The sequence below is a fragment of the Streptomyces sp. NPDC001381 genome, assembly GCF_042895685.1.
GTDB lineage: Bacteria > Actinomycetota > Actinomycetes > Streptomycetales > Streptomycetaceae > Streptomyces.
In genome coordinates this window covers 177,722-202,107 of sequence record NZ_JBIAWO010000001.1, presented here as the reverse complement: position 1 = coordinate 202,107, position 24,386 = coordinate 177,722, and the positions used below count along the sequence as shown (strand labels likewise).

Here is a 24,386-nt window from a genome sequence, read left to right as displayed (position 1 = left end):
CGCGGTGAACCGGTGGACCAGGGGGATGCATGACGGGGGCCGAGGCGGACCGGAGGCATGCGCCGGCGTGGCGCGGAGCGTTCGGGCGGCTGTGGAGCGCCGCCGTGATCTCGCGCTTCGGAGACGCGCTGCGTGCGGCCGCCCTGCCGCTGCTCGCCGTACGGCTCACGGACGAGCCGCTGGTCGTCGCCTCCGTGACCGCCTGCGCCCATCTCCCCTGGCTGCTGTTCGGACTGCTCGGCGGGGCCGTCGCCGACCGGGTGGACCAGCGGCGCGCCATGTGGGCCGTCGACACCGTACGGGGACTGCTCGTCGCCGGATTCGCGCTCGCCGTGGGCCTCGGCCACGCCTCCGTCCCGCTGCTGCTCGCCCTCGCCTTCCTGCTGACCACCCTCCAGACCCTCTTCGACAACGCCTCCACGGCCCTGCTGCCGGCCCTGGTGCCCCGCGCGGCCCTCGGCAGCGCCAACGCACGGCTCATGACCGGTCAGCAGCTCGCCGGCGGCCTGCTCGCCGGACCGTTCGTGCCGCTGCTGCTGGGCGCCGGCGCGTTCCTGCCGTTCGCGGTCGACGCCGGCACCTATCTGCTGGCCGCCGCCCTGGTCGCCTCCCTGCGGACCCGGCCGCCCGAGCGGGAGCCGCGCCCCGCCGGCGGCACCCTGCGGGCGGAGATCGCCGAAGGGCTGCGCCACCTCTGGCGCGACGACGTCCTGCGACCGGTCTGCGCGGCCACCCTGCTCTGCAACATCGGCATGGGCGCCCTCATCGCCACCCTGGTGCTGCACGTGACGCGATGGCTGCACGCGGGCACCACCGGGTACGCCGCCGCCATGACGGTGTACGCGCTCGGCAGCCTCGCCGGCGGCTTCGTCGCCCAGCACGTCGCGCGCCGCACCGGCCGGGCGCGGGCCCTGCTGCTCGGCGGCTGTGTCCAGGTCGGGTCCCTGCTGCTCATGGGCACCGTCCGGCACCTCGCCGCGCTCCTCGTGGGCATGCTGCTGCTCGGGACCATGGGCATGGTGTGGAACGTCAACCAGGTCACGCTCATGCAGCAGCGCAGCCCCGGGCCCATGGTCGGCCGTATCGCCTCCGCCTTCCGCACGGCCTCCACGTCCGGCGCGCCTCTGGGCGCCCTGCTCGGCGGAGCCGCCGCCGACGCCCTCGGGCTCGCCGCCCCCGCGCTGCTCGCGGCCCTGCTCTTCGCCCTGTCCGTCGCCGCGTTGATACCCGCGGGCCGGGCGGACGTACCTGTTGTTGTCCCGCAGGACGGTTCGGCGTCCGCTCGTGCGACGCGCTGATCAACTAGGTTGGGACCGGCGGGGCAAGGCGTGCGCAGCAGCACGGACAGGTGAGGAAGGGCAGAAGTCCGACATGAACGCAGACGGCCGTACGAGGCTCAACCAGACGCCCGAGTGGACGGCGCTGGCCAAGCACCGCGAGGAGCTCGGCGAGGTACAGCTGCGAGAGCTGTTCGCCGCCGACCCGGAGCGCGGCAGCGGGTACACGCTGCAGGTCGGCGACCTGCACATCGACTACTCCAAGCACCTCGTCACCGACGAGACGCTGCGGCTGCTGCGCGAGCTGGCCGCGGCCACCGACGTCTTCGGCCTGCGGGACGCCATGTTCCGCGGCGAGAAGATCAACACCACCGAGCACCGCGCGGTGCTGCACACCGCCCTGCGCGCCCCGCGCGACGCGGTGATCGAGGTCGACGGGGAGAACGTGGTCCCGGCCGTCCACGCCGTCCTGGACAAGATGGCCGACTTCTCGGACCGCGTCCGCTCCGGTGCCTGGACCGGCCACACCGGGCGGCGCATCAGGAACGTGGTCAACATCGGCATCGGCGGCTCCGACCTGGGCCCGGCCATGGCCTACGAGGTGCTGCGCAGCTACACCGACCGCGACCTGACGGTCCGCTTCGTGTCGAACGTCGACGGTGCCGACCTGCACGAGGCCATCCGCGACCTGGACCCGGCCGAGACGCTGTTCATCATCGCCTCCAAGACCTTCACCACCATCGAGACGATCACCAACGCCACCTCGGCCCGCCAGTGGCTGCTGGCCGCCCTGGGCGACGAGGCGGCCGTCGCCCGGCACTTCGTGGCGTTGTCGACCAACGCGGAGAAGGTGGCCGGCTTCGGCATCGACACGGCCAACATGTTCGAGTTCTGGGACTGGGTCGGCGGCCGCTACTCCTACGACTCGGCGATCGGCCTCTCCCTGATGATCGCCATCGGACCGGACCGCTTCCGTGAGATGCTCGACGGCTTCCACCTCGTCGACGAGCACTTCCGCACCGCGCCCGCCGAGGCCAACGTGCCGCTGCTGCTCGGCCTGCTGGGCATCTGGTACGGCAACTTCCACGACGCCCAGTCGCACGCCGTGCTGCCCTACAGCCACTACCTGTCCAAGTTCGCCGCCTACCTCCAGCAGCTGGACATGGAGTCCAACGGCAAGTCCGTCGACCGCGACGGAAAGGGCGTCGACTGGCAGACCGGCCCGGTCGTCTGGGGCACCCCCGGCACCAACGGCCAGCACGCCTACTACCAGTTGATCCACCAGGGCACGAAGCTGATCCCGGCGGACTTCATCGGCTTCGCCCGCCCGGTCGACGAGCTCAGCGCCGAGCTCACGGCGCAGCACGACCTGCTGATGGCCAACTTCTTCGCCCAGACCCAGGCGCTGGCCTTCGGCAAGACGCCCGAGGAGGTGCGCGCGGAGGGCGTGCCGGAGGAGCTGGTCGCCCACAAGACGTTCCGGGGCAACCACCCCACCACGACGATCCTGGCCCGCGAGCTGACCCCCTCGGTCCTCGGCCAGCTCGTCGCGCTCTACGAGCACAAGGTGTTCGTGCAGGGTGCCGTGTGGAACATCGACTCCTTCGACCAGTGGGGCGTGGAGCTGGGCAAGGTCCTCGCCAAGCGGGTCGAGCCCGCGCTGACGGAGGGGGCGGAGGTGCCGGGGCTGGACGCGTCCACCAGGGCGCTGGTGGCCCGGTACCGGGAGCTGCGCGGCCGTAGCTGAGGACGTGCTGCAGGGAAGCGGGCGGCGTACGGCCGTCCGCTTCCCGTAGACTCCCGGGCGATCATGAACACGATCGCTCGGGGGAGCTCAAGATGACGACTGGGCACAGGAGTTGGACCGGCGGCACACTCACCGCCCGCTCGTTCCTGAAGCCGCATCAGGTGGCGCGGGCGGTGTTCCACCCGACGTGGATCCCGCACGCGCTCGACCCGTCCGTGGAACAGCTCAAACGCATCCGGGTCATCGCGGGGGCGGTCGCCGCCCTCGGCGTCTACACCTCTGTGGAGGGCGGCTTCGCCTTCGAGGAGGTACTGGACAACGCGGCCACGGCCTCCGCCGTACTGTTCTTCCTCACCCCGCTGACCATCGGCGTGATGCTCTACGTCTGGCGGCGCGGCGGCACCGTACGCCAGTTGAAGGTGCCGCTTCTCAACTCGCTCAAGCTCCTGCTGTTCTTCATCGGGTCGGTCTTCACGACCGTGATGCTCTTCCGGCTGGGCGACGCGTTCGGGTTCGTCGCGCAACTCCTCCTCACCCTCGCCGGCTTCTGGATGGCTCTGTTCGTCATGGCGGGCGCGGTCAGGCTCACCGGGAACTTCTTCGGCACCGCCGCCGTCCATCGCGCCCTCCCGCCGCTGCTCGCCACGGTGACGACCTGGCTGATGGCCGTCCCCGACCTGGTCACGGGCGACCTGCACGGCCTGAGCCTCACCATGGGCGTCCTGTTCATCCTGGGCGCGCCGGTGACCGTCACGGCGATCGCCTTCCTGGAGACCCGCCGCCTCAAACAGCGCTACGGCATCCGCCTCACGGCCCACCCGGCCACCCTCCCGCCCCTGCCCACGCCGATGCCGCCGACGGCACCGCCGCACGTCCCCCGGCAAGGTGATCCCCGCGGCCACCCGTACGCGCCGGGCGCGGGGCGGCCGTATCCCCAGGCCGGCCCGTACGCGCCCGGTGCGGGGCAGCCGTATCCGCAGGGCAACCCCTACACGGCCGGCGGCGGAAACCCGTACGGCCCGACCCCGCCGTACGCCCCGCCGTACCCCCCGCCCCACCACAACCCCTACGGCGGCTGACGGCAGGAACCCCGGTCAGGCCACCGCGCTCAGGGTGTCCGCGAGCCGGTGCCGGGCCGCTCGGGACGCCGGGACGGCGGCGAGAGCGGACGCCCCCAGCACCGCCGCCGCGCCGAAGAGCGCCAGCAGGCCCGGGGACGGCACCCGGGCGATCCCCGCGCCGATGCCGCTCGACCGGCCCTGGGCGTCGATCAGCCAGTGGGCGAGGGGGGCGCCGAGGGCCGTGGCGGCGAGCACCGCGGCCAGCGCGGTACCGCCCGTGGCCGTGACGGTGACGGCGGTGATCTGCCGCGGGGACAGACCGATGGCCTTGAGCGCGAGCAGGTCGCGCTCGCCCTCGCGCACGGCGCCGCCGATCGCGGTGAGCAACTCGATCAGTCCGATCAGGGCGAGGACGCCGATCAGGCCCGCGACCACCCCGCGCAGCGACGACAGCCCGTCGGCCGGGTTCGGCACGGTGTGCACGTCCAGATGGCCCTGCCCGGCGGTGGTCAGCCGGCCGGCGACCGTACGCGGGTCCGCGCCGGGGCGCAGCCGGAGCTGGTAGAGGGTCGGGCCGAGGTCCGGGTCGTTCTCGCGCAGGGTGTCGAGCGAGGTGGAGATGACCCGGCCGGCGTTCTCCGGCTCGATGCTGCGGCCCACGATGTGCAGGATCTGCGGCTGCTCGCCGACGGTCATCCGCACCCAGTCGCCCACCCGCACGTCGAGCAGGTCGAGCAGGCCCTGCCCGGCCACCGCCTCGTCACGGCCGCGCGCGGGACGGCCCTCCGCCAGGGCGTAGGGGTAGGGGTCCTGGCGGGTGCCGAGGCCGCGCAGGGCGATCGTGGCCGTCTGGCCCGGGACGAGGGCCGCCACCTGGACACCGGGGTAGGCGGCGGCGACCTGCGGATCGCGCTCCAGCAGCGCGCGGGCGTCCGCGTCGGCCAGGCCGGAGTCCGCGTGGACGCTGAGCGCGGCCGGGAGGCCGATCCGCTCGGGCTCGCTGTGGAAGCGGTCGATGGTGGTCCAGGCGCTCATCGCGACCACGATCAGCAGCAGCGGCAGCGTCAGCCGGGCCGTGGTCGCCACCGACCGCGGGCGCCCGGAGAACACCTTGTGCCAGCCGAGGACCAGCGCCGGAGGCAGCCGCAGCCCGAGCGCCCGGCGCGCCAGGCCCGACAGACGCCCGCCCACCGCGGCGGCGGGCCGCGGCACCGGAACCGGGGGCACCCGCCCCGCCCGCCAGGCGGCGAGGCCGGTCGTCGCGCCGATGAAGAGAACCGCCCCCGCCGGCACCACGAACAGCGCCACGGTGGTCCCGGGCAGCCCCTGCCACACGCCGACCGCGTCCCCGAACCGCCCCGGGATCCGGCTGCCCGCGACCTGGGTGAGCGCCGCCGCGGCCACGGCGCCCAGCAGCGCGTAGGCGATGTGCTGGACGAGGAAGACACGGACGACCTGGCCGGGCGTGAAGCCGATCGCCTTCAGGACGGAGATGTCCCGCAGGTGGCCCCGGATGCGGGTGGCGATCGCCCCGTGCACGGCGAGCCCCGCGGCGACCAGCGCGCCGAGCCCGAACAGGCCCAGCACCTGGCCGAGGAGCCGGTTGTCGCCCTGGGCCTCGGCCCGTGCCTGCTGCCAGGTCGAGACCTCGCCGACGGTACCGGCGCCCAGCACCGTGACGGCGCGCTGGACGGCGTAGTCCGTGTCCCCGGGGTCCGCCAGGCGCAGTCCGGTCACCAGGCCGTCCGGGGCGGGCACGGCGGACGGCAGCGCCCACACGAGGCCCGGCCGTTCGCCCGGCCGGTAGCGCGGTTCGGCGCTGTCGGCGATGCCGAGGACGGTCAGTCTGCGGGCCGTGCCGGGAATGGTGAGGGTGTCGCCGGGTTCGGCCAGCAGCGCGCGGGCGAGGCGGCTCTCCAGGACGACGCCGTCCGGAGCGGCCCGGGTCAGCCAGGTGCCGGAGGTGAGCAGCGGTCTGCCCACGGTGGGCTGCTCGGGTGTGCCCCGCAGCTCGACGGAGGCGCGGGCGCCGCGCGAGGCGAGGGTGGCGGCGGCGGTGGGGTACGGCCCTGCCACGGACTCGACGCCGTCCAGCCCCGACAGCTTCCCCACCTGCGCGGACGGACCGGTGTGGATCCACACATGGGCGCCGCGCGCCTGGGTGAAGACCCGCTGCCAGGGGTTGGTGGCGTACCCGAACAGCGCCGTGGCCAGCAGCAGCGAGACGACGATGCCGGCGGTGGCGAGGACGAGGAACAGCGCCTCGCCGCGGTGGGTGCGCAGATCGGAGTGCGCCCAGCGCAGGACGGCTCGCACGGCTCAGCCTCCCGTCTCGTGTGACGCGACGGCGCGTTCGTCCACCCGCATGTCAGTCCCTGAGCTCCAGCACGCCCGACAGCCCGGTCCCGCGCGACGGCGTGCCGTCCAGTGCCGCGTCGTCGGCGATCCGCCCGTCGAAGAAGCTGATCACCCGGTCCGCGGCGCTGGCCAGCCGGGCGTCATGGGTGACCAGCACGATCGTCTGGCCGCGCTGGTGGAAACGGGTCAGCAGCCGCATCACCTCGCGGGTGCCCTTGCTGTCCAGACTGCCCGCGGGCTCGTCGGCCAGCAGCAGCGGCGGCCGGTTGACCAGGGCCCGGGCGAGGGCGACCCGCTGCTGCTCTCCGCCGGAGAGCTCACCCGGCATGCTCCGCTCCTTGCCCGTCAGTCCCAGCTCGGCCAGCAGCTCCTCCCGCTCGGCGCGCGCCTGCCGGGGGGAGGCCTTGGCCAGCAGGGCGGGCAGCTCCACGTTGTCGGCGACCGACAGGTTGGACACCAGGTTGAAGAACTGGAAGACGATCCCGATGCGCCGGCGGCGCTCCACGGCCCAGCGCGCCTCGCTGTAGGCGTCGGTGCACTCGCCGTCCAGCCAGATGCTTCCGCTGTCCGGCCGCTGCAGGCCGCCGAGCAGATGCAGCAGGGTCGACTTGCCGGCACCGGACGGGCCGGTGACCGCCACGAACTCGCCCCGCCCCACACACAGGTCGACGCCCCGCACGGCATGCGCCGGGGCGCCCTCGCCGTGGTGCGTCTTGACCAGGCGCTCGGCGCGCAGCACAGGAGCGGGACTGTCGCTCACTCCAGCTCCTCCAGCTCTTCCTGACACCGTTCCAGCCAGTCGAGGTCGGCCTGCAGGTGCAGCATCGCGCCCTCGATCAGAAGGTGCGCGATGCGGTTGTCCCGGTTCTCGGCGGCGGCCAGCTTCGAGAGGTTGCGCATGGTGTTGAGGTACTGGCGCCGCTGTTTGTTGATGAGGGTGATCTGGTCGGCGAGGCCGGTCTGCGAGGCGAGGGCCAGTTTCATGAAGAACTCGTCCCGCACCCGCGGCTCGTCCGCCGTCTCGTCGTACCAGGCGCGCAGCTCGTCCCGCCCGGCGTCGGTGAGGTGGTAGATCTTCTTGTTGGGCCGGCTCGACTGCTCGACCTCTTCGCCCTCGATGAGTCCCGTCTTCTCGAGGCGGCCGAGGGTGACGTAGATCTGGCCGACGTTCGGCTGAGGGTACGCGGACCCCAGCAGTTGCTCAAGGTCCTGCTTGAGCTCGTAGCCATGGGCCGGGCCGCGCGCGAGGAGGGCCAGCAGGGGCAGGCGCACTCGTGCTGTCCTCCTAGTCTGCGTATTGTGCTCCAGGCCCAGAGGGCCTGGCGTCAAACTCCCGCCTGTCCGGCGGCGTCTGGCCCGCGCGCTCGCGGCGTTGCCGGAGTGCCCACGTGGCTCCGCCACGAGGACACCCCGGCGCCTTGCGAGCGCACGCGCCAGACGCCGCCGGACCCGCCCTTCGGGCGGACGGCGGGAGTTTGACGCCAGGCCCTAGTATCGCCCATACCTAACAGGTATACATGGCCTCTGACTCCGGGCGAAGGTGCCCGGCGCCGGTGTACTGGGAGGAACCTATGCGGTGGATACGTGCCGCGGGTAGGGGCCTCCTTGTTCTCGTCGTGGTCATGACGGGGTACATCGCCTCGGGAGCGCGGGCCGGTGAAGGGGCCGCGGGCGGCCGCGGGCCCCTGACGCTCGCCACCGCCGGAGATCTCACGGGCTACCTCGGCCCCCTCCTGGAGGGCTGGAACCGCACCCACCCGGGGGAGCGGGTCACCCTCGTCGAGCTGCCGGACTCCGCGGACGAGACCCGTGCGCAGATGGCCACCGACCTGCGCGCCGGCGGCCGCAGCCGCTTCGACGTCCTCAACATCGACGTCAACTGGACCCCGGAGTTCGCCGCCGCGGGCTGGATACGTCCGCTCCCGCGCGACCGCTTCCCGCTCGGCAGCTTCCTGCCACCGGTCGTGGACACGGCGACCTACGACGGGCAGCTCTACGCCGTCCCGTACGTGACCAACGCCGGACTGCTCCTCTACCGCAAGGACGTCCTCGCCAAGGAGGGCGTCCCGCCGCCGCGCACCTGGGCCGAACTGGAGCGGGACGCGAAGACCATCGCCCCGAAGTACGGGCTCGACGGGTACGCGGGGCAGTTCCTGCCCTACGAGGGCCTCACGGTCAACGCCGCCGAGGCCGTCTACTCGGCGGGCGGCACGATCCTCGGCGACGAGGGCGCCCGTGTCACCGTGAACTCCGCCGCCGCGCGCGAGGGCATCGGGTTCCTCGCCCGGGGTGTGCGCGAGGGCTGGATACCGCGCCAGGCGCTCACGTACAAGGAGGAGGAGTCCAAGCAGGCCTTCCAGGACGGGCGGCTGCTGTTCCTGCGCAACTGGCCGTACGCCTATGCCGTCGCCTCGGCCGCGGGGTCTCCGGTCGCCGGGAAGATCGGCGCCGTACCGCTGCCCGGACCGGACGGGCCCGGCACGAGCGTCCTCGGCGGGTCCAACCTGGCCGTCGGCACACACGCGCGGCACCCCGACTCGGCCGCGCGTCTGCTCGCGTACCTCACCAGTGAGCCCGTCCAGCGTCAGGTCCTCACGCGCGGCGCGCTGCCGCCCGTGCGGGCCGCGCTGTACGAGGACCCCGCTCTGGTGCGGCGGTTCCCGTACCTGCCGACCCTGCGGGCGAGCGTGCTCGCGGCCGCGCCGCGCCCCAAGAGCCCGCGGTACGACCAGGTCAGTCTGGTCGTGCAGGCGGTCGTGCGCGACGCGATGACCGGGCGCGAGACGCCCGAGGACGCGGTGCGGCGGCTGGCGCGCGAACTCGCCGCCATCTCCGGCCGCTAGTTACATGTTAGGTAACGCAGCGGTCTCACCTTGCCGCCATGTGCCCCGATAAATGGGCATATAAAGGGCCAACCATTCAGTAGCTTCTTCCTGTTCATTGACACCCTTGCGACACGTCTACTTAACATGCATGCATAACTGCTGGCCTCTTACAGAGACGGGTCAATGGGTTGAACAAGCTCCCTTGGTGGCGCGACGCCGTGATCTACCAGGTGTACGTCCGCAGCTTCCTGGACAGCACCGGCGACGGCATCGGCGATCTCGCCGGGGTCAGGGCAGGACTGCCCTACCTGAAGAAGCTGGGCGTCGACGGGATCTGGCTGAGCCCCTTCTACCCCTCGCCACAGCACGACCACGGCTACGACGTGGCCGACTACCGCGACGTCGACCCGACCTTCGGCGACCTCGCCGAGTTCGACCTGCTGATCGCCGCGGCTCGCCGGCTCGGCGTCAAGGTGCTCCTGGACATCGTCCCCAACCACTGCTCCAGCGAGCACCCCTGGTTCCGTGAGGCGCTCGCCGCCGGCCCCGGCAGCGCGGCCCGCGCCCGCTTCCATTTCGCCGACGGCCGCGGCCCGGACGGCGCCGAGCCGCCCAACAACTGGCACGCCATGTTCGGCGGCCCGGCGTGGAGCCGGGTGACGGAGGCCGACGGGCGGCCCGGCCAGTGGTACCTGCACATGTTCACGCCCGAGCAGCCGGACTGGAACTGGCGCAACCCCGAGGTGGTCGAGGAGTTCGACCGGACCCTCCGCTTCTGGCTCGACCGGGGCGTGGACGGCTTCCGCATCGACGTGGCGGCCGGCCTCTTCAAGCACCCCGACCTCCCCGACTCCCCGGACCCGGAGGCCGACGCCCGCACCCGTGACTCGGTCAACCCGCTCGCCTGGAACCAGCCCGAGGTGCACGACGTGTGGCGGCACTGGCGCGCGGTGTGCGACGCCTACGCGGCACGGGACGGGCGCGAGCGGCTGCTGGTCGGCGAGGTCTCGGTGCCCACCGCCCGCGAACACGCCCAGTACGTCCGCCCGGACGAGCTGCACCAGGCCTTCTTCTTCGACCTGCTCGGCGCGCCCTGGGACCCGGACGCCTTCCGCAAGGTCATCTCCGAGGCCATGCAGGACATCGCCGGCACCGGCTCGACGGTCACCTGGGTCCTCAACAACCACGACCAGGTCCGCACCGTCACGCGGTACGGCGAACCCGCCCCCGGCGGCAGCGGCCTCGGCGCCGCCCGCGCCCGCGCCGCCGCGCTGCTGATGCTGGCGCTGCCCGGAGCCGCGTACATCTACCAGGGCGAGGAGCTCGGCCTGCCGGAGGTCGTCGACCTGCCCGACGACGTACTCACCGACCCGATCTTCCGCCGCACCGGCAGCCGCGCCCGCATCCGCGACGGCTGCCGGGTGCCGCTGCCCTGGTCGGGGCAGGCCTCGCCGTTCGGCTTCACCTCCGGCGCCGAGGGCGCCAGGCCGTGGCTGCCGCAGCCCGAGTACTTCGCCGAGTACGCCACCGACCGGGCCCTCGCCGACACCCGCTCCTTCTGGCACCTGTACCGGGACGGCCTTCAACTGCGCTCCGCGCTGCCCCAGTTGGGCGAGGGCACGCTGCACTGGCTGGACAGCCCGCCCGGTGTCCTCGCCTTCACCCGCGGCGACGGCCTCGTCTGCGCCGTCAACTTCGGTACCGCGCCCACACCCGCGCCGGTCTCCGGCACCCCCCTGCTCTCCAGCGGCCCCTGCCCGGCCGGGGTGCTCCCCGGCTCGACCGCCGCCTGGTGGCTCAGCGACCTCTGACCTCCCTGAACGCCCGTCCGTTTCCCACCATCCCCGAAGGGACATCAACGATGATGCGACGACGTACCACCCTGCTCACCAGCTGCACCGCCCTCGCCCTGGCGCTGGGCGCCACCGCCTGCGGAGGCGGCGGCCCGGTCTCGGCCGGCGGCGGCGACAAGGCGCTCAGCGGCCAGACGGTCACCGTGGCCGGCGTCTGGTCCGGCAGCGAGCAGAAGAACTTCCAGAAGGTGCTGGACGCGTTCAGCGAGAAGACCGGCGCCAAGACGCAGTTCGTGTCCACGGGGGACAACGTGTCCACCGTCGTCGGCAGCAAGATAGAAGGCGGCAACGCGCCCGACGTCGTGATGGTCCCGCAGGTCGGCGTGTTGCAGCAGTTCGCCCGGAGCGGCTGGCTCAAGCCGCTGTCCAAGACCGCCGAGAAGGCGGTCGACGCCAACTACGCGGACGTGTGGAAGACGTACGGCAGCGTCGAGGGCACCCTCTACGGCCTCTACTTCAAGGCCGCCCACAAGTCGACGGTCTGGTACAGCCCCGACGCGCTCGCCCAGGCCGGCGTCAAGCCGCCGACGACGTACGACGACATGCTGAAGGCCGGACACACCGTCTCCGACTCCGGTCTCGCCGCCTTCTCGGTGGCCGGGCAGGACGGCTGGACCCTCACCGACTGGTTCGAGAACGTCTACCTCTCCCAGGCCGGACCCGAGAAGTACGACGCCCTCGCCGCCCACGAGCTGAAGTGGACCGACGCGTCGGTGGTCGAGGCCCTGACGACCCTCGGCGCCCTCTTCAAGGACAAGCAGCTGGTGGCGGGCGGCCAGAAGGAGGCCCTGAACACCGACTTCCCGGGCTCGGTGGAGAAGGTGTTCGGACCGGAGCCCAAGGCCGGCATGGTCTACGAGGGCGACTTCGTCGCCGGCGTCGCCAAGGACCAGTTCGGCAAGGTGATCGGCGAGGACGCGAACTTCTTCCCCTTCCCCGCGGTCGGCGGCGGCGAGGCCCCGGTGGTCAGCGGCGGCGACGCGGCCGTGGTGCTCAAGGACGGCAAGAACGCCAAGGCCGGCATGGCGCTCCTGGAATACCTGGCCACCCCCGAGGCCGCGGCCGTGTGGGCGAAGACCGGCGGCTTCCTGTCCCCGAACACCAAGCTCGACCTCGCCTCCTACGGCGACGACGTCACCCGCGCGACCGCCAAGTCCCTGGTGGCGGCCGGGGACTCGGTCCGCTTCGACATGTCCGACCAGGCCCCGGCGGCCTTCGGCGGCACCAAGGGCGCGGGCGAGTGGAAGCTGCTGCAGGACTTCCTGCGCGACCCGTCGGACCCGAAGGGGACCGCGGCGCGGCTCGAGGACGCTGCCGCCAAGGCGTACAAGGGCTGACGGGTCGATGACCGCGACCCTTGTGAAAGAGGCGGGTTCACCGCCCGCCGGTCCCCCCGCCCGTGTACGGCACACGCGGCGGCGGGGCCGGATCATCGCCCTGCTGTTCGCGTTCCCGGCGCTGCTCCTGCTCGGCGCGCTGGTGGTCTACCCGGTGCTCTTCTCGATCGGCCGCAGCTTCTTCGACGCGTCCGGCACCCGTTTCGTGGGCGGCGAGAACTACGGCGAGATGTTCCGCGACCCGGCGACCCTCAAGGCCGTGCGCAACACGGCCGTCTGGGTCGTGGTGGCCCCCACGCTGCTGACCGGCCTGGGACTCGTCCTCGCCGTCCTGGTGGAGAAGGTCCGCTGGGCCACGGCCTTCAAGCTGCTGCTGTTCATGCCGATGGCGGTGTCCTTCCTCGCCGCGGGCATCATCTTCCGGCTCGCCTACGACGAGAACCCCGACAAGGGCGTGCTGAACGCCGCCGTGGTGTCCGTGCACGACGCCTTCAAGGGCACCTCGGCCTATCCGACCGCCCGGGCGCGTGACGGCCAGGGGCTGACCGCGGGGAAGGACGGCTCCTACACGGCGAGCGCCTCGCCGGGAGACGTGATGGCCCTCGGACTGGTCGGGGTCCCGCCGCAGGACCTGCCCGGCGACGCCGGACCCGCGTCCGCGGCCGCCGGCCGCAAGGCGGCGCCGGACGAGCTGCGCGGAGTCGTCTACCTGGACTTCACGCCCGGCGGGGGAGGGGAGCAGGGCGTGGTGGACCGGGGCGAGAGCGGGCTGCCGGGGATCAAGGTCGAGGCGGTGCGCGACGGCACGACGGTCGAGAGCGCCACCACGGCCTCGGACGGCTCCTTCCGTCTGCCGGACCTGGAGTCCGGCGCCTACACGGTGAGGCTGCCCGCGTCGAACTTCGCCCAGCCCTACGACGGCGTCTCCTGGCTGGGACCCGCGCTCGTCACGCCCGCGATCATCGGGGCGTACCTGTGGATCTGGACCGGCTTCGCGATGGTGCTGATCGGCGCCGGGCTCTCGGCACTGCCCCGGGACGCGCTGGAGGCGGCCCGTATGGACGGGGCGAACGAGTGGCAGATCTTCCGGCGGATCACCGTGCCACTGCTGGCGCCCGTCCTGACCGTGGTCTTCGTGACCCTGGTGATCAACGTGATGAAGGTCTTCGACCTCGTCTACATCATCGCGCCGGGCCCCGTGCAGGAGGACGCGACCGTGCTCGCCACCCAGATGTGGCTCGTGTCCTTCGGCGGCGGCAACAACCAGGGGCTGGGCAGCGCCCTCGGCGTCCTGCTGCTTCTCCTCGTCGTCCCCGCCATGGTCTTCAACGTCCGTCGATTCCGAAGGAGCCAGCGATGAACGCGGTACGGCGCGGACTGGGCAACGGTGCCGTGCAGGCCTTCCTCGTGGTCGTCGGCCTGATCTGGCTGACCCCGCTGGCGGGACTGTTCCTGTCCTCCCTGCGATCCGCCCAGGACACCGCGAAGGGCGGCTGGTGGACGGTGTTCGCCAGTCCCGGGCAGCTGTCCTTCGACAACTACTCGGCGCTGCTGAAGAACTCCGGGATGACGCAGGCGTTCTGGAACACGGTGCTGATCTCGGTGCCGACGACCGTCCTGGTCGTGGTCCTCGCGGCACTCGCCGGGTACGCGTTCGCGTGGCTGGACTTCCCGGGCCGGGACGCCGTCTTCCTGGGCGTGGTGGCGCTGCTGGTGGTGCCGGTGCAGATCGGGCTGCTGCCGGTGGCCAAACTCTTCGGGCAGCTGGGGCTGTTCGGCACGATCCCCGGTGTCGTGCTGTTCCACGTGGCCTACGGGCTGCCGTTCGCGGTGTTCCTGCTGCGCAACTACTTCGCGGAGATGCCGAAGGAGATGCTGGAGGCGGCCCGGATGGACGGCGGCGGCGAATGGCGGATCTTCACCCGGCTGGTGCTGCCGGTGGGGCGGCCGGCCATCGCGAGCCTCGCCATCTTCCAGTTCCTGTGGGTGTGGAACGACATGCTCGTGGCCCTGCTGTTCGCGGACAGCTCCGCCCAGCCGCTCACGGTCGCCCTGCAGTCCCAGGTGCGGCAGTTCGGCAGCAACATCGACGTGCTGGCGCCGGGAGCCTTCCTGTCGCTCGTGGTACCGGTGGCCGTGTTCTTCGCGTTCCAGCGGCACTTCGTCCAGGGGGTGATGGCGGGCTCGGTCAAGTGACCGCTCGCGCCGGACGAGTGGGGTGGTGGAGGCGAGAAGCCTCCACCGCCCCACTCGGTCATGGTGACGCCGGCGGGTACAGCGACCTCGGCAGCCGGGAGGCCGCCGCCGTGTCCAGGAGCCACAGGGTCCGGGCGCGGCCCCGGGCGCCCGCCGCCGGGGCCTGGATCTCGCCCGCGCCCGAGAGGGCGATCGCCGCGGCCTGCGCCTTGTCCTCACCGGCCGCCAGCAGCCACACCTCACGGGCCGCCCGGATCGCCGGGAGGGTGAGGGTGACCCGGGTCGGCGGCGGCTTGGGCGCGCCGTGGACGCCGACCACCGTGCGCTCGGTCTCCCGCACGGCCGGCAGCTCGGGGAAGAGCGAGGCCACATGGGTGTCCGGGCCGACGCCCAGCATCAGGACGTCGAAGGTGGGCACGGCGCCGTGGTTCTCGGGGCCGGCCGCGCGGGCCAGCTCCTCGGCGTACGCCTCCGCCGCGGCCTCGACGTCGGCGCCGTGGGGACCGTCGGACGCGGGCATGGCGTGCACGCGCTTCGGGTCCAGCGGCACCGCGTCCAGCAGGGTCTCGCGGGCCTGGGTGACGTTGCGCTCCGGGTCACCCTCGGGCAGGAACCGCTCGTCGCCCCACCACAGGTCGAGCCGGCCCCAGTCGACGGCGTCCCGGGCCGGGGCGGCGGCCAGCGCGGCCAGCAGACCGTTGCCGTTGCGGCCGCCCGTGAGGACCACGGACGCGGAGCCCCGGGAGGCCTGCGCGTCCACGATCTTCGTGATCAGACGGGCCGCCGCGGCCTGCGCCATCAGCTCCTTGTCGTGATGCACGACCAGCTGCGGCGCGCTCACCGCGTGGCCTTCCCGGACAGACCGGAAGGGACCGGGTTCAGCGGTGCCGGCGCCTGCCCTTCCTCCCCGGAAGCTTCCGCAGGGCCTTCGGTGCCGTCCGGTTCTCCTTTGGCCGGCCCGGCGTCCCCCTCGGCCCGCTCCTCTTTGGCCGGCCCGGCGTCCTCCTCGGCCTGCTCCACGGCGGCCCCGGCCTGGACCAGCGCCGCCTCGGCCTTCTCCAGGGCGGCCCTGGCCTTCTCGACCCCGGCCGGCTCCGGCGCCGCCGAGGCCGACGCGTTCAGCCGCTCCACCCCGAACCGCAGGGCCGACGCGTACGTGTCGTCCGGGTCGAGCCGCCGCAGTTCCTCCGCGATCAGCTCGGCCGTGTCGCGGCGCTTGAGCGCCACCGCGCGGTCGGGCTGGCCCTCGATGGAGAGCGTCGCCAGCGAGCCGTCCGCCCGGTCCAGCACGATCGGGCCGGCGGAGGTCGCCATCCGGACCGCGGTGAGCCCGGGGCCGCCCGACAGCGAGCGCTTGACGGGCACGTCCAGCCGGTCCGCGAGCCACATCGCGAGCAGCTCGCAGCTCGGGTTGAACTCCTCGCCCTCCACCTCGACCGACTCCACCGTGCAGGTGACCTGGTCCAGGGCCGCGGCCAGCATCGAGCGCCAGGGCGTGATGCGGGTCCAGGACAGGTCCGTGTCACCCGGGGTGTAGGTGTCGGAGCGGGCGCCGAGCTCGCGCACCGGCTGCTCGGCGGCGTAGGTGTCGGTGACGCGGCGCTGGGCCAGCGCGCCGAGCGGGTCGGCGGCCGGGTCGAGCGGCGCGTTCACCGGCCACCAGACGACGACCGGGGCGTCCGGCAGCAGCAGCGGCAGCACGACGGACTGGGCGTGGTCGGACACCTCGCCGTACAGCCGCAGCACGACCGTCTCGCCGGTGCCCGCGTCCGCGCCCACCCGCACCTCGGCGTCCAGCCGGGACTGGGTGCGGTCGCGGGGGGTGCGGGAGACACGCCTGATCACCACGAGCGTGCGCGAGGGATGCTCGCGCGAGGCGTCGTTGGCGGCCTTGAGCGCGTCGTACGCGTTCTCCTCGTCGGTGACGATGACCAGTGTGAGCACCATGCCCACGGCCGGGGTGCCGATCGCCCGGCGGCCCTGCACCAGCGCCTTGTTGATCTTGCTGGCGGTGGTGTCCGTGAGGTCTATCTTCATGGCCGGCGCCAGCTCCGTCCGTCTCGTTCGAGCATCTGGTCCGCCTCGACGGGACCCCAGGTACCGGCCGGGTACTGCGCGGGCCGCCCGTTCTGGTCCCAGTACCGCTCGATCGGGTCGAGGATCTTCCAGGACAGCTCCACCTCTTCGGTGCGCGGGAAGAGGTTCGAGTCGCCGAGCAGCACGTCGAGGATGAGGCGCTCGTACGCCTCGGGCGAGGACTCCGTGAACGACTCGCCGTAGGCGAAGTCCATGGACACGTCCCGGATCTCCATCGAGGTGCCGGGCACCTTGGAGCCGAAGCGCACGGTCACGCCCTCGTCGGGCTGGACCCGGATGACGATCGCGTTCTTGCCGAGCTCCTCCGTCGCCGTGTGGTCGAAGGGGGAGTGCGGGGCCCGCTGGAAGACGACCGCGATCTCGGTGACCCGTCGGCCGAGCCGCTTGCCGGTGCGCAGGTAGAAGGGGACGCCCGCCCAGCGCCGGTTCTCCACCGACAGCTTGATGGCCGCGTAGGTGTCGGTCTTCGACTGGGGGTCGATGCCGTCCTCTTCGAGGTAGCCGATGGCCTTCTCGCCACCCTGCCACCCGGCCGCGTACTGCCCGCGCACGGTGTCCCGGCCCAGGTCCTCGGGCAGCCGTACCGCCCCGAGCACCTTGGTCTTCTCCGCCGCCAGCGCGTCCGCGTCGAAGGAGGCGGGCTCCTCCATGGCGGTCAGCGCCATCAGCTGCAGCAGGTGGTTCTGGATGACGTCACGGGCGGCGCCGATGCCGTCGTAGTAGCCGGCCCGGCCGCCGATGCCGATGTCCTCGGCCATGGTGATCTGCACGTGGTCCACGAAGGACCGGTTCCAGATCGGCTCGAACATCGTGTTGGCGAACCGCAGCGCCAGGATGTTCTGGACGGTCTCCTTGCCCAGGTAGTGGTCGATGCGGAAGACCTGGTCCGGGGCGAAGACCTCGTGGACGATCGCGTTGAGCTCCTTGGCCGACCCGAGGTCGTGTCCGAAGGGCTTCTCGATGACCGCGCGCCGCCAGGAGTCCTTCGTCTGGTCGGCCAGTCCGTGCTTCTTCAGCTGCTGGATGACCACCGGGAAGGAGCGCGGCGGCACCGACAGGTAGAAGGCGAAGTTGCCGCCCGTGCCCTGCGCCTTGTCGAGCTCGTCGATGGTGGCGCGCAGCCGTTCGAACGCGTCGTCGTCGTCGAAGGTGCCCTGGACGAAGCGCATGCCCTGGATGAGCTGCTGCCAGACCTCCTCGCGGAAGGGCGTGCGGGCGTGCTCCTTGACGGCGTCGTGGACCTCCTGCGCGAAGTCCTCGTTCGCCCACTCGCGGCGGGCGAAGCCCACCAGGGAGAAGCCCGGCGGCAACAGACCCCGGTTGGCGAGGTCGTACACGGCGGGCATGAGCTTCTTGCGGGAGAGATCGCCCGTGACGCCGAAGATGACCAGGCCCGACGGCCCCGCGATGCGCGGGAGCCGTCGGTCCGCGGGGTCACGAAGCGGGTTCGCTCCGGAACCGGAGAAGGGGGACAATTCAGCCCTCCGAGGGGGCGAGGCGCTCCAGCTCCGCCTCGGTCGACTTGAGCAGGTCGTTCCAGGACGCCTCGAACTTCTCGACGCCCTCGTCCTCCAGCAGCTGGACCACGTCGTCGTACGAGATCCCGAGCTTCTCCACCGCGTCGAGGTCGGCGCGAGCCTGCTCGTAGGTGCCCGCGACGGTGTCGCCGGTGATCTCGCCGTGGTCCTCGGTGGCCTGGAGGGTGGCCTCCGGCATGGTGTTGACCGTGTTCGGCGCGACCAGCTCGTCGACGTACAGGGTGTCCTTGTACGCCGGGTCCTTCACACCGGTGGAGGCCCACAGCGGACGCTGCCTGTTGGCGCCCGCGCTCTCCAGCTTGCGCCAGCGGTCGCTCGAGAAGACCTCCTCGTACGCCTGGTAGGCGAGCCGGGCGTTGGCGAGGGCGGCCTTGCCGCGGGCGGCCTTGGCCTCGTCGGTGCCCAGCGCGTCGAGGCGCTTGTCGATCTCGGTGTCCACGCGGGACACGAAGAAGGAGGCCACCGAGTGGATCAGCGAGAGGTCCAGGCCCTTATCGCGGGCCTTCTCCAGGCCCGCCAGGTAGGCGTCCATGACCTCGCGGTAGCGCTCCAGCGAGAAGATCAGCGTGACGTTGACACTGATGCCGTTGCCGATGACCTCGGTGATCGCCGGCAGACCCGCCTTGGTGGCCGGGATCTTGATCAGCGTGTTGGGGCGGTCGACCAGCCAGGCCAGCTGCTTGGCCTCGGCGACCGTCGCCCGGGTGTTGTGCGCCAGGCGCGGGTCCACCTCGATCGACACACGGCCGTCCTGACCGCCGGTGGCGTCGAAGACCGGGCGCAGGATGTCGGCGGCGTCGCGGACGTCCGCCGTGGTGATCATGCGGATGGCCTCTTCGACGGTGACCTTGCGGTGGGCGAGGTCCGTCAGCTGCTGGTCGTAGCCGTCGCCCTGCGAGATCGCCTTCTGGAAGATCGACGGGTTGGTGGTGACGCCCACGACGTGCTGCTGGTCGATCAGCTCGGCGAGGTTGCCGGACGTGATCCGCTTGCGCGACAGGTCGTCCAGCCAGATCGCCACGCCTTCCTCGGAGAGGCGCTTGAGTGCGTCTGTCATGGAATTACATCTCCTACGTGTCGTATGTGAGCGTCAGCGCCGGGCGTCGGCGAGGGATTCCCGCGCCTTCGCGGCCACGTTCTCGGCAGTGAAGCCGTACTCGCGGAAGAGGACCTTGCCGTCGGCCGAAGCACCGAAGTGCTCCAGGGAAACGATGCGGCCGGCGTCCCCGACGTACTTGTGCCAGGTCAGACCGATGCCGGCCTCGACCGCGACCCGAGCCTTCACGGACGGCGGAAGGACGCTGTCCCGGTACCCCTGGTCCTGCTCCTCGAACCACTCCACGGACGGCATGGACACGACCCGGGTCGGGACACCGTCGGCCTCGAGCTGCTCACGCGCCTCGACGGCCACGTGCACCTCGGAGCCGGTCGCGACGAGGATGACCTCCGGGCTGCCGTTCGACGCCTCGAAGAGGACGTAACCGCCCTTCGCGGCGTCCTCGTTGGGCTCGTACGTCGGCACGCCCTGGCGGGTGAGGGCCAGACCGTGCGGGGCGCCCTTGCCGAACTCCTTCGTCCAGCGCTTGAGGATCTCGCGCCAGGCGATCGCGGTCTCGTTGGCGTCGGCCGGGCGGACCACGTTCAGGCCCGGGATGGCGCGCAGCGACGCGAGGTGCTCGACCGGCTGGTGGGTGGGGCCGTCCTCGCCGAGACCGATGGAGTCGTGCGTCCACACGTAGGTCACCGGCAGGTGCATCAGCGCGGACAGCCGCACGGCGTTGCGCATGTAGTCGGAGAACACCAGGAACGTGCCGCCGTAGACGCGGGTGTTGCCGTGCAGGGCGATGCCGTTCATCTCCGCGGCCATGGAGTGCTCGCGGATGCCGAAGTGGATGGTGCGGCCGTACGGGTCCGCCTCGGGCAGCGGGTTGCCCGCCGGGAGGAACGACGACGTCTTGTCGATCGTCGTGTTGTTGGAGCCCGCGAGGTCGGCGGAGCCGCCCCACAGCTCGGGGACGACCGCGCCGAGGGCCTGCAGCACCTTGCCGGAGGCGGCACGCGTGGCGACGCCCTTGCCGGGCTCGAAGACCGGGAGCTTCTCCTCCCAGCCGGCCGGCAGCTCGCCCGCGGCGATCCGGTCGAACTCGGCCGCCCGCTCCGGGTTCTCGTCCCGCCACAGCTGGAAGGACTTCTCCCACTGCGCCTTCGCCTCCGCGCCGCGCTCCAGGGCCTTGCGGGCGTGGGCGATGACCTCGTCGGCGACCTCGAAGCTCTGCTCGGGGTCGAAGCCGAGGACACGCTTGGTGGCCGCGACCTCGTCGTCGCCGAGCGCCGAGCCGTGCGCGGCCTCGGTGTTCTGGGCGTTCGGGGCGGGCCAGGCGATGATCGAGCGCATCGCGATGAAGGACGGCTTGTCCGTCACCTTCTTCGCTTCCTCGATCGCGTTGTAGAGGGCGTGCGGGTCGAGGTCGCCGTCCGGCTTGGGGGCGATCCGCTGCACGTGCCAGCCGTACGACTCGTACCGCTTGACGGTGTCCTCGGACACGGCCGTCTCGGTGTCGCCCTCGATCGAGATGTGGTTGTCGTCCCACAGCAGGACCAGGTTGCCGAGCTTCTGGTGGCCGGCCAGCGAGGACGCCTCCGCGGAGATGCCCTCCTGCAGACAGCCGTCACCGGCGATGACGTAGACGAAGTGGTCGAACGGGGACTCGCCGGCCGGGGCCTCGGGGTCGAACAGACCGCGCTCGTAGCGGGCCGCCATGGCCATGCCGACTGCGTTGGCGACACCCTGGCCGAGCGGGCCGGTCGTCGTCTCCACACCCACCGTGTGGCCGTACTCCGGGTGACCCGGGGTCTTCGAACCCCACGTACGGAACGACTTCAGGTCGTCCAGCTCCAGGCCGAAGCCGGCCAGGTACAGCTGGGTGTAGAGGGTCAGGGACGAGTGGCCCGCGGACAGCACGAAGCGGTCGCGGCCGACCCAGTCGGCGTCCGCCGGGTCGTGCCGCATCACCTTCTGGAAGAGGGTGTAGGCGGCAGGCGCCAGGCTCATCGCCGTACCGGGATGGCCGTTGCCGACCTTCTGTACGGCGTCGGCGGCCAGGACACGGGCGGTGTCGACGGCCCGCTGGTCCAACTCGGTCCACTCGAGGTCTGTGGTGGTCGGCTTGGTGCTCACCCTGGGTCAGGGCTCCTCTCCACATGTCGAATACCGGCTGTTCTGGGCGCGCGCCCACCGGCTGCCGGTGCACTGGATGCCCACCGGCCGCTGTCGAGCCTACCCCCGTGGGGACGTGCGTTTTTTCGAGTCGTTCCAGACTGCCGGGCCTTGCTGCGATCCGCCCGCTGACTGGCCGGAACCGCACTTGGCACTTGAATACGGAGCCGCTCACATGACTGCTCAATCGAGCCTGAGTACGACTCATCCGCGACCCTTCCCGGCGCCCCTCCCAACACGACCCCACCCCCGCGAAGGCCGGGGTATGGGCAACGTCTACAGTGGCGTGGTACGCGCGAGCCTTTACCCCGCATTCACATGGGGAGGCTTGCTGGGAGTCTCTGTCAGGGGTGTGCGTGACGGCCGTTGAATCCCGTCCAGTGGGGATCGTCGGGACGAGCCAGAGCCCGAGCCGGCGGCCGGTGGGGGCCCGGGTCAAGGCGTTCGTGGCGCTGACCAAGCCGCGGATCATCGAGCTGCTGCTGATCACCACCGTTCCGGTGATGTTCCTCGCGCAGCGGGGTGTGCCGGACCTCGGCCTCGTGCTGCTCACCTGCGTCGGCGGCTACCTCTCCGCGGGCGGCGCCAACGCGCTGAACATGTACATCGACCGCGACATCGACGCCCTGATGGACCGCACCTCGCAGCGCCCGCTGGTCACCGGCATGGTCAGCCCGCGCGAGTGCCTCGCGTTCGGCATCACCCTCGCGGTGGTCTCGACGCTGCTGTTCGGCCTCGCCGTCAACTGGCTGTCCGCCTGGCTGTCGCTCGGAGCGCTCCTCTTCTACGTGGTCGTCTACACGATGATCCTGAAGCGGCGGACCTCGCAGAACATCGTGTGGGGCGGCATCGCCGGCTGCATGCCGGTGCTGATCGGCTGGTCGGCCGTGACGAACTCCCTCTCCTGGGCCCCGCTGATCCTCTTCATGGTGATCTTCTTCTGGACGCCGCCGCACTACTGGCCGCTGTCCATGAAGGTCAAGGAGGACTACGCGCGCGTGGGCGTGCCGATGCTGCCGGTCATCGCCTCCAACAAGGTCGTCGCCAGGCAGATCGTGATCTACAGCTGGGTCATGGTCGCCGTCTCGCTCCTGCTGACGCCGCTCGGCTACACCGGCTGGTTCTACACGGCCGTCGCCCTCGCGGCGGGCGGCTGGTGGCTCTGGGAGGCGCACGCCCTGCAGAACCGGGCGAAGGCCGGGGCCACGGGCGGCAAGCTCAAGGAGATGCGCCTGTTCCACTGGTCCATCACGTACGTCTCGCTGCTGTTCGTGGCCGTCGCCGTGGACCCCTTCCTGAGGTGAGCGTCACTCACCCCGGCCGTCGCCGTGCGATCTACCCGTCGGTAGCATCCTGACCATGGCAGACACGCAGCAGGTTGACGCGAAGGACGGGCGCAAGGTCGCCCGGCTCGCCAAGCAGATCAGCGCCTTCTCCCAGCAGCACGGCGGGGCCGAAGGCCAGGTCGCCCACATCGGGGAACGCGGCGCCCGCATCGTCCTCGTCGGCGAGGACGGCGCCTGGGGCGACCTCGTGGCCCCCTCGGTGGAGATCGCCCGGAAGGCCGTGGAGAAGGCCGGGATCACGGCCCACGAGTCCTTCGACGGCGAGTTCGCGGCCAAGGTGAAGACAGGTCCGTACGAGTGGTCCCGCATGGCCGGGATCCAGGTCGGCGGCCCGAAGAACGCCTGAGCGTCTTCTCACGCAACACCTGACACCCGGTTCACCCGTTAGGACCTTCAGGAGTACGAGGTCCAGTCACGGGAGTCCCGATGATCGAAACGCCGTCCCTGGTGGACCAGTACTGCCACGGCGTCCTGAGAACGGAGCTGGGCCTCGGCACCTTCGAGGCCCAGCTGGCCCGCACCGAGGGCCCGCCCGCCACCGGCACGACCCTCTTCGACACCCAGACCGGGTTCGCCGTACGCCGCTGGTGCCCCCCGCTGCTCGGCCTGGAACCGCACTGCCCGCCCGCCCGCTACCTCGCCCGCCGTCGTGAACTCGGCGTACTGGAATCGGGCCGCCGGCTGCTGCGCGGCAGCGGCATCACGACCTACCTGGTCGACACCGGCCTGCCCGGCGATCTCACCGGCCCGGACGAGCTGGCCTCCGCAGGAGCCGCCGAGGCCCGCGAGATCGTGCGCCTGGAACTCCTCGCCGAGCAGGTCGCCGACACCTCCGGCACCGTCGAGTCCTTCCTCGCCAACCTCGCCGAGGCGGTCCACTCGGCCGCCGGGTCCGCCGTCGCCTTCACCTCCGTCGCCGGCGTCCGGCACGGCCTCGCGCTCGCGCCCGAGCCGCCCGGCCCGGGGGAGGTGCGGGGCGCGGCGGGCCGCTGGCTGGCCGCCCGCCGGGTCGGCGGCGAGCTGAGCGACCCCGTGCTGCTACGGCACCTGCTGTGGATCGCCGTCGCCTCCGGACTGCCCCTCCAGCTGCACGCCGGTCTCGGCGAGCCGGGCCTGCGCATCGACCGCACCGACCCCGCGCTGCTCACGGACTTCGTCCGCGCCACGGCCGGCCTGGGCACCGACCTGGTCCTGCTCCACGGCTACCCCTACCACCGCCACGCCGCCCACCTCGCCGGTGTCTTCCCGCACGTCTACGCCGACTCCGGCGCCGCGCTCGTGCGCACCGGCGCCCGTGCCGCGACGGTCCTCGCGGAGATCCTGGAACTGGCCCCCTTCGGCAAGATCCTGTTCTCCAGCGGGGCACAGGCGCTGCCCGAGCTCCACGTCGTCGGCGCCCAGCTGTTCCGCGAGGCGCTCGGGCGGGTGCTGGGCACCTGGGTCGCCGAGGACGCGTGGTCGCTCGCCGACGCGCGGCGGGTGGCCGGGATGGTCGCGTCGGGCAACGCGCACCGGGTGTACGGACTGGGGTGAC

Annotated in this window: 19 protein-coding genes; 11 read left to right on the top strand and 8 right to left on the bottom strand. The window is 71.8% G+C overall.

Annotated elements, in window-relative coordinates; translation table 11 throughout:
• Positions 1 to 29: 29 nt before the first annotated feature.
• From ACFY2L_RS00945 to ACFY2L_RS00935, 3 genes are all read left to right on the top strand, one after another.
• The gene (locus ACFY2L_RS00945; RefSeq protein WP_390821191.1) at positions 30 to 1,298 is read left to right on the top strand and encodes an MFS transporter; all 1,269 of its coding nucleotides are present in this window, start codon (positions 30 to 32) and stop codon (positions 1,296 to 1,298) included.
• Between the two features lie 73 nt (positions 1,299 to 1,371).
• Positions 1,372 to 3,024: a glucose-6-phosphate isomerase gene (pgi, locus tag ACFY2L_RS00940; protein ID WP_390655991.1), complete on the top strand. Its 1,653-nt coding sequence runs from the start codon at positions 1,372 to 1,374 to the stop codon at positions 3,022 to 3,024.
• A 92-nt stretch (positions 3,025 to 3,116) separates the two neighbouring features.
• Positions 3,117 to 4,103 (top strand): hypothetical protein, encoded by a 987-nt coding sequence (locus tag ACFY2L_RS00935; RefSeq protein WP_390821190.1) that lies wholly within the window; start codon positions 3,117 to 3,119, stop codon positions 4,101 to 4,103.
• A 15-nt stretch (positions 4,104 to 4,118) separates the two neighbouring features.
• Here ACFY2L_RS00935 and ACFY2L_RS00930 read toward each other — a convergent pair whose 3' ends face one another.
• The 3 genes from ACFY2L_RS00930 to ACFY2L_RS00920 are packed head-to-tail and all read right to left on the bottom strand — an operon-like array spanning position 4,119 to position 7,715.
• A complete protein-coding gene (locus tag ACFY2L_RS00930; protein ID WP_390821188.1) occupies positions 4,119 to 6,401 on the bottom strand; it encodes an FtsX-like permease family protein in 2,283 nt (760 codons plus the stop codon).
• A 52-nt stretch (positions 6,402 to 6,453) separates the two neighbouring features.
• Positions 6,454 to 7,203: an ABC transporter ATP-binding protein gene (locus ACFY2L_RS00925; protein ID WP_390655994.1), complete on the bottom strand. Its 750-nt coding sequence runs from the start codon at positions 7,201 to 7,203 to the stop codon at positions 6,454 to 6,456.
• Positions 7,200 to 7,715 carry a PadR family transcriptional regulator gene (locus ACFY2L_RS00920; RefSeq protein WP_390655995.1) on the bottom strand — a complete coding sequence of 172 codons (516 nt, stop codon included), beginning with the start codon at positions 7,713 to 7,715 and terminating at the stop codon, positions 7,200 to 7,202. Before ACFY2L_RS00920 ends, ACFY2L_RS00925 begins: the two co-directional genes overlap by 4 nt.
• A 299-nt stretch (positions 7,716 to 8,014) precedes the next feature.
• On the opposite strand from ACFY2L_RS00920, the gene ACFY2L_RS00915 reads away from it, so the two are divergent.
• From ACFY2L_RS00915 to ACFY2L_RS00895, 5 genes are all read left to right on the top strand, one after another.
• On the top strand, positions 8,015 to 9,286 hold the full coding sequence (locus tag ACFY2L_RS00915; protein WP_390655996.1) for an ABC transporter substrate-binding protein: 1,272 nt from the start codon (positions 8,015 to 8,017) through the stop codon (positions 9,284 to 9,286).
• 170 nt (positions 9,287 to 9,456) lie between these two features.
• Positions 9,457 to 11,079: a glycoside hydrolase family 13 protein gene (locus ACFY2L_RS00910; protein ID WP_390821186.1), complete on the top strand. Its 1,623-nt coding sequence runs from the start codon at positions 9,457 to 9,459 to the stop codon at positions 11,077 to 11,079.
• A 50-nt stretch (positions 11,080 to 11,129) separates the two neighbouring features.
• Positions 11,130 to 12,458 carry an ABC transporter substrate-binding protein gene (locus ACFY2L_RS00905; protein WP_390821185.1) on the top strand — a complete coding sequence of 443 codons (1,329 nt, stop codon included), beginning with the start codon at positions 11,130 to 11,132 and terminating at the stop codon, positions 12,456 to 12,458.
• 7 nt (positions 12,459 to 12,465) lie between these two features.
• The gene (locus ACFY2L_RS00900; RefSeq protein ID WP_390821184.1) at positions 12,466 to 13,818 is read left to right on the top strand and encodes an ABC transporter permease subunit; all 1,353 of its coding nucleotides are present in this window, start codon (positions 12,466 to 12,468) and stop codon (positions 13,816 to 13,818) included.
• Positions 13,815 to 14,654: a carbohydrate ABC transporter permease gene (locus ACFY2L_RS00895; RefSeq protein ID WP_390656000.1), complete on the top strand. Its 840-nt coding sequence runs from the start codon at positions 13,815 to 13,817 to the stop codon at positions 14,652 to 14,654. The genes ACFY2L_RS00900 and ACFY2L_RS00895 overlap by 4 nt, the downstream gene beginning before the upstream one ends.
• A gap of 58 nt (positions 14,655 to 14,712) precedes the next feature.
• On the opposite strand, the gene pgl is transcribed toward ACFY2L_RS00895, so the two are convergent.
• Genes pgl through tkt form a run of 5 tightly spaced genes read right to left on the bottom strand, consistent with a single transcriptional unit; the run spans position 14,713 to position 21,467 of the window.
• Positions 14,713 to 15,495 (bottom strand): 6-phosphogluconolactonase, encoded by a 783-nt coding sequence (gene pgl / locus ACFY2L_RS00890; RefSeq protein WP_390656001.1) that lies wholly within the window; start codon positions 15,493 to 15,495, stop codon positions 14,713 to 14,715.
• Positions 15,492 to 16,691, bottom strand: a complete 1,200-nt coding sequence (opcA, locus tag ACFY2L_RS00885; RefSeq protein ID WP_390821182.1) for a glucose-6-phosphate dehydrogenase assembly protein OpcA — start codon at positions 16,689 to 16,691, stop codon at positions 15,492 to 15,494. Before opcA ends, pgl begins: the two co-directional genes overlap by 4 nt.
• A complete protein-coding gene (zwf, locus tag ACFY2L_RS00880) occupies positions 16,688 to 18,226 on the bottom strand; it encodes a glucose-6-phosphate dehydrogenase (RefSeq protein WP_390656003.1) in 1,539 nt (512 codons plus the stop codon). The genes opcA and zwf overlap by 4 nt, the downstream gene beginning before the upstream one ends.
• A 1-nt stretch (position 18,227) precedes the next feature.
• The gene (gene tal, locus ACFY2L_RS00875) at positions 18,228 to 19,346 is read right to left on the bottom strand and encodes a transaldolase (protein WP_390821180.1); all 1,119 of its coding nucleotides are present in this window, start codon (positions 19,344 to 19,346) and stop codon (positions 18,228 to 18,230) included.
• Between the two features lie 33 nt (positions 19,347 to 19,379).
• The gene (gene tkt, locus ACFY2L_RS00870; protein WP_390656005.1) at positions 19,380 to 21,467 is read right to left on the bottom strand and encodes a transketolase; all 2,088 of its coding nucleotides are present in this window, start codon (positions 21,465 to 21,467) and stop codon (positions 19,380 to 19,382) included.
• Between the two features lie 389 nt (positions 21,468 to 21,856).
• Between tkt and ACFY2L_RS00865 the strand changes: the two genes are divergently transcribed.
• The 3 genes from ACFY2L_RS00865 (at position 21,857) to ACFY2L_RS00855 (ending at position 24,385) form a co-directional block, all read left to right on the top strand.
• Positions 21,857 to 22,810 carry a heme o synthase gene (locus tag ACFY2L_RS00865; RefSeq protein ID WP_390656006.1) on the top strand — a complete coding sequence of 318 codons (954 nt, stop codon included), beginning with the start codon at positions 21,857 to 21,859 and terminating at the stop codon, positions 22,808 to 22,810.
• 55 nt (positions 22,811 to 22,865) lie between these two features.
• On the top strand, positions 22,866 to 23,198 hold the full coding sequence (locus ACFY2L_RS00860; RefSeq protein WP_390821178.1) for a hypothetical protein: 333 nt from the start codon (positions 22,866 to 22,868) through the stop codon (positions 23,196 to 23,198).
• 80 nt (positions 23,199 to 23,278) lie between these two features.
• Complete coding sequence (locus tag ACFY2L_RS00855) at positions 23,279 to 24,385, top strand: amidohydrolase family protein (protein WP_390821177.1); 1,107 nt, start codon at positions 23,279 to 23,281, stop codon at positions 24,383 to 24,385.
• Position 24,386: the final 1 nt, after the last annotated feature.

What these genes read in the sequence shown, in the direction of transcription:
- ACFY2L_RS00945 (WP_390821191.1), top strand. Translation starts at nt 30, where the DNA reads ATGACGGGGGCCGAGGCGGACCGGAGGCATGCGCCGGCGTGGCGCGGA.
- pgi (WP_390655991.1), top strand. Translation starts at nt 1,372, where the DNA reads ATGAACGCAGACGGCCGTACGAGGCTCAACCAGACGCCCGAGTGGACG.
- ACFY2L_RS00935 (WP_390821190.1), top strand. Translation starts at nt 3,117, where the DNA reads ATGACGACTGGGCACAGGAGTTGGACCGGCGGCACACTCACCGCCCGC.
- ACFY2L_RS00915 (WP_390655996.1), top strand. Translation starts at nt 8,015, where the DNA reads ATGCGGTGGATACGTGCCGCGGGTAGGGGCCTCCTTGTTCTCGTCGTG.
- ACFY2L_RS00905 (WP_390821185.1), top strand. Translation starts at nt 11,130, where the DNA reads ATGATGCGACGACGTACCACCCTGCTCACCAGCTGCACCGCCCTCGCC.
- ACFY2L_RS00900 (WP_390821184.1), top strand. Translation starts at nt 12,466, where the DNA reads ATGACCGCGACCCTTGTGAAAGAGGCGGGTTCACCGCCCGCCGGTCCC.
- ACFY2L_RS00895 (WP_390656000.1), top strand. Translation starts at nt 13,815, where the DNA reads ATGAACGCGGTACGGCGCGGACTGGGCAACGGTGCCGTGCAGGCCTTC.
- opcA (WP_390821182.1), bottom strand. Translation starts at nt 16,691, where the DNA reads ATGAAGATAGACCTCACGGACACCACCGCCAGCAAGATCAACAAGGCG.
- tal (WP_390821180.1), bottom strand. Translation starts at nt 19,346, where the DNA reads ATGACAGACGCACTCAAGCGCCTCTCCGAGGAAGGCGTGGCGATCTGG.
- ACFY2L_RS00860 (WP_390821178.1), top strand. Translation starts at nt 22,866, where the DNA reads ATGGCAGACACGCAGCAGGTTGACGCGAAGGACGGGCGCAAGGTCGCC.
- ACFY2L_RS00855 (WP_390821177.1), top strand. Translation starts at nt 23,279, where the DNA reads ATGATCGAAACGCCGTCCCTGGTGGACCAGTACTGCCACGGCGTCCTG.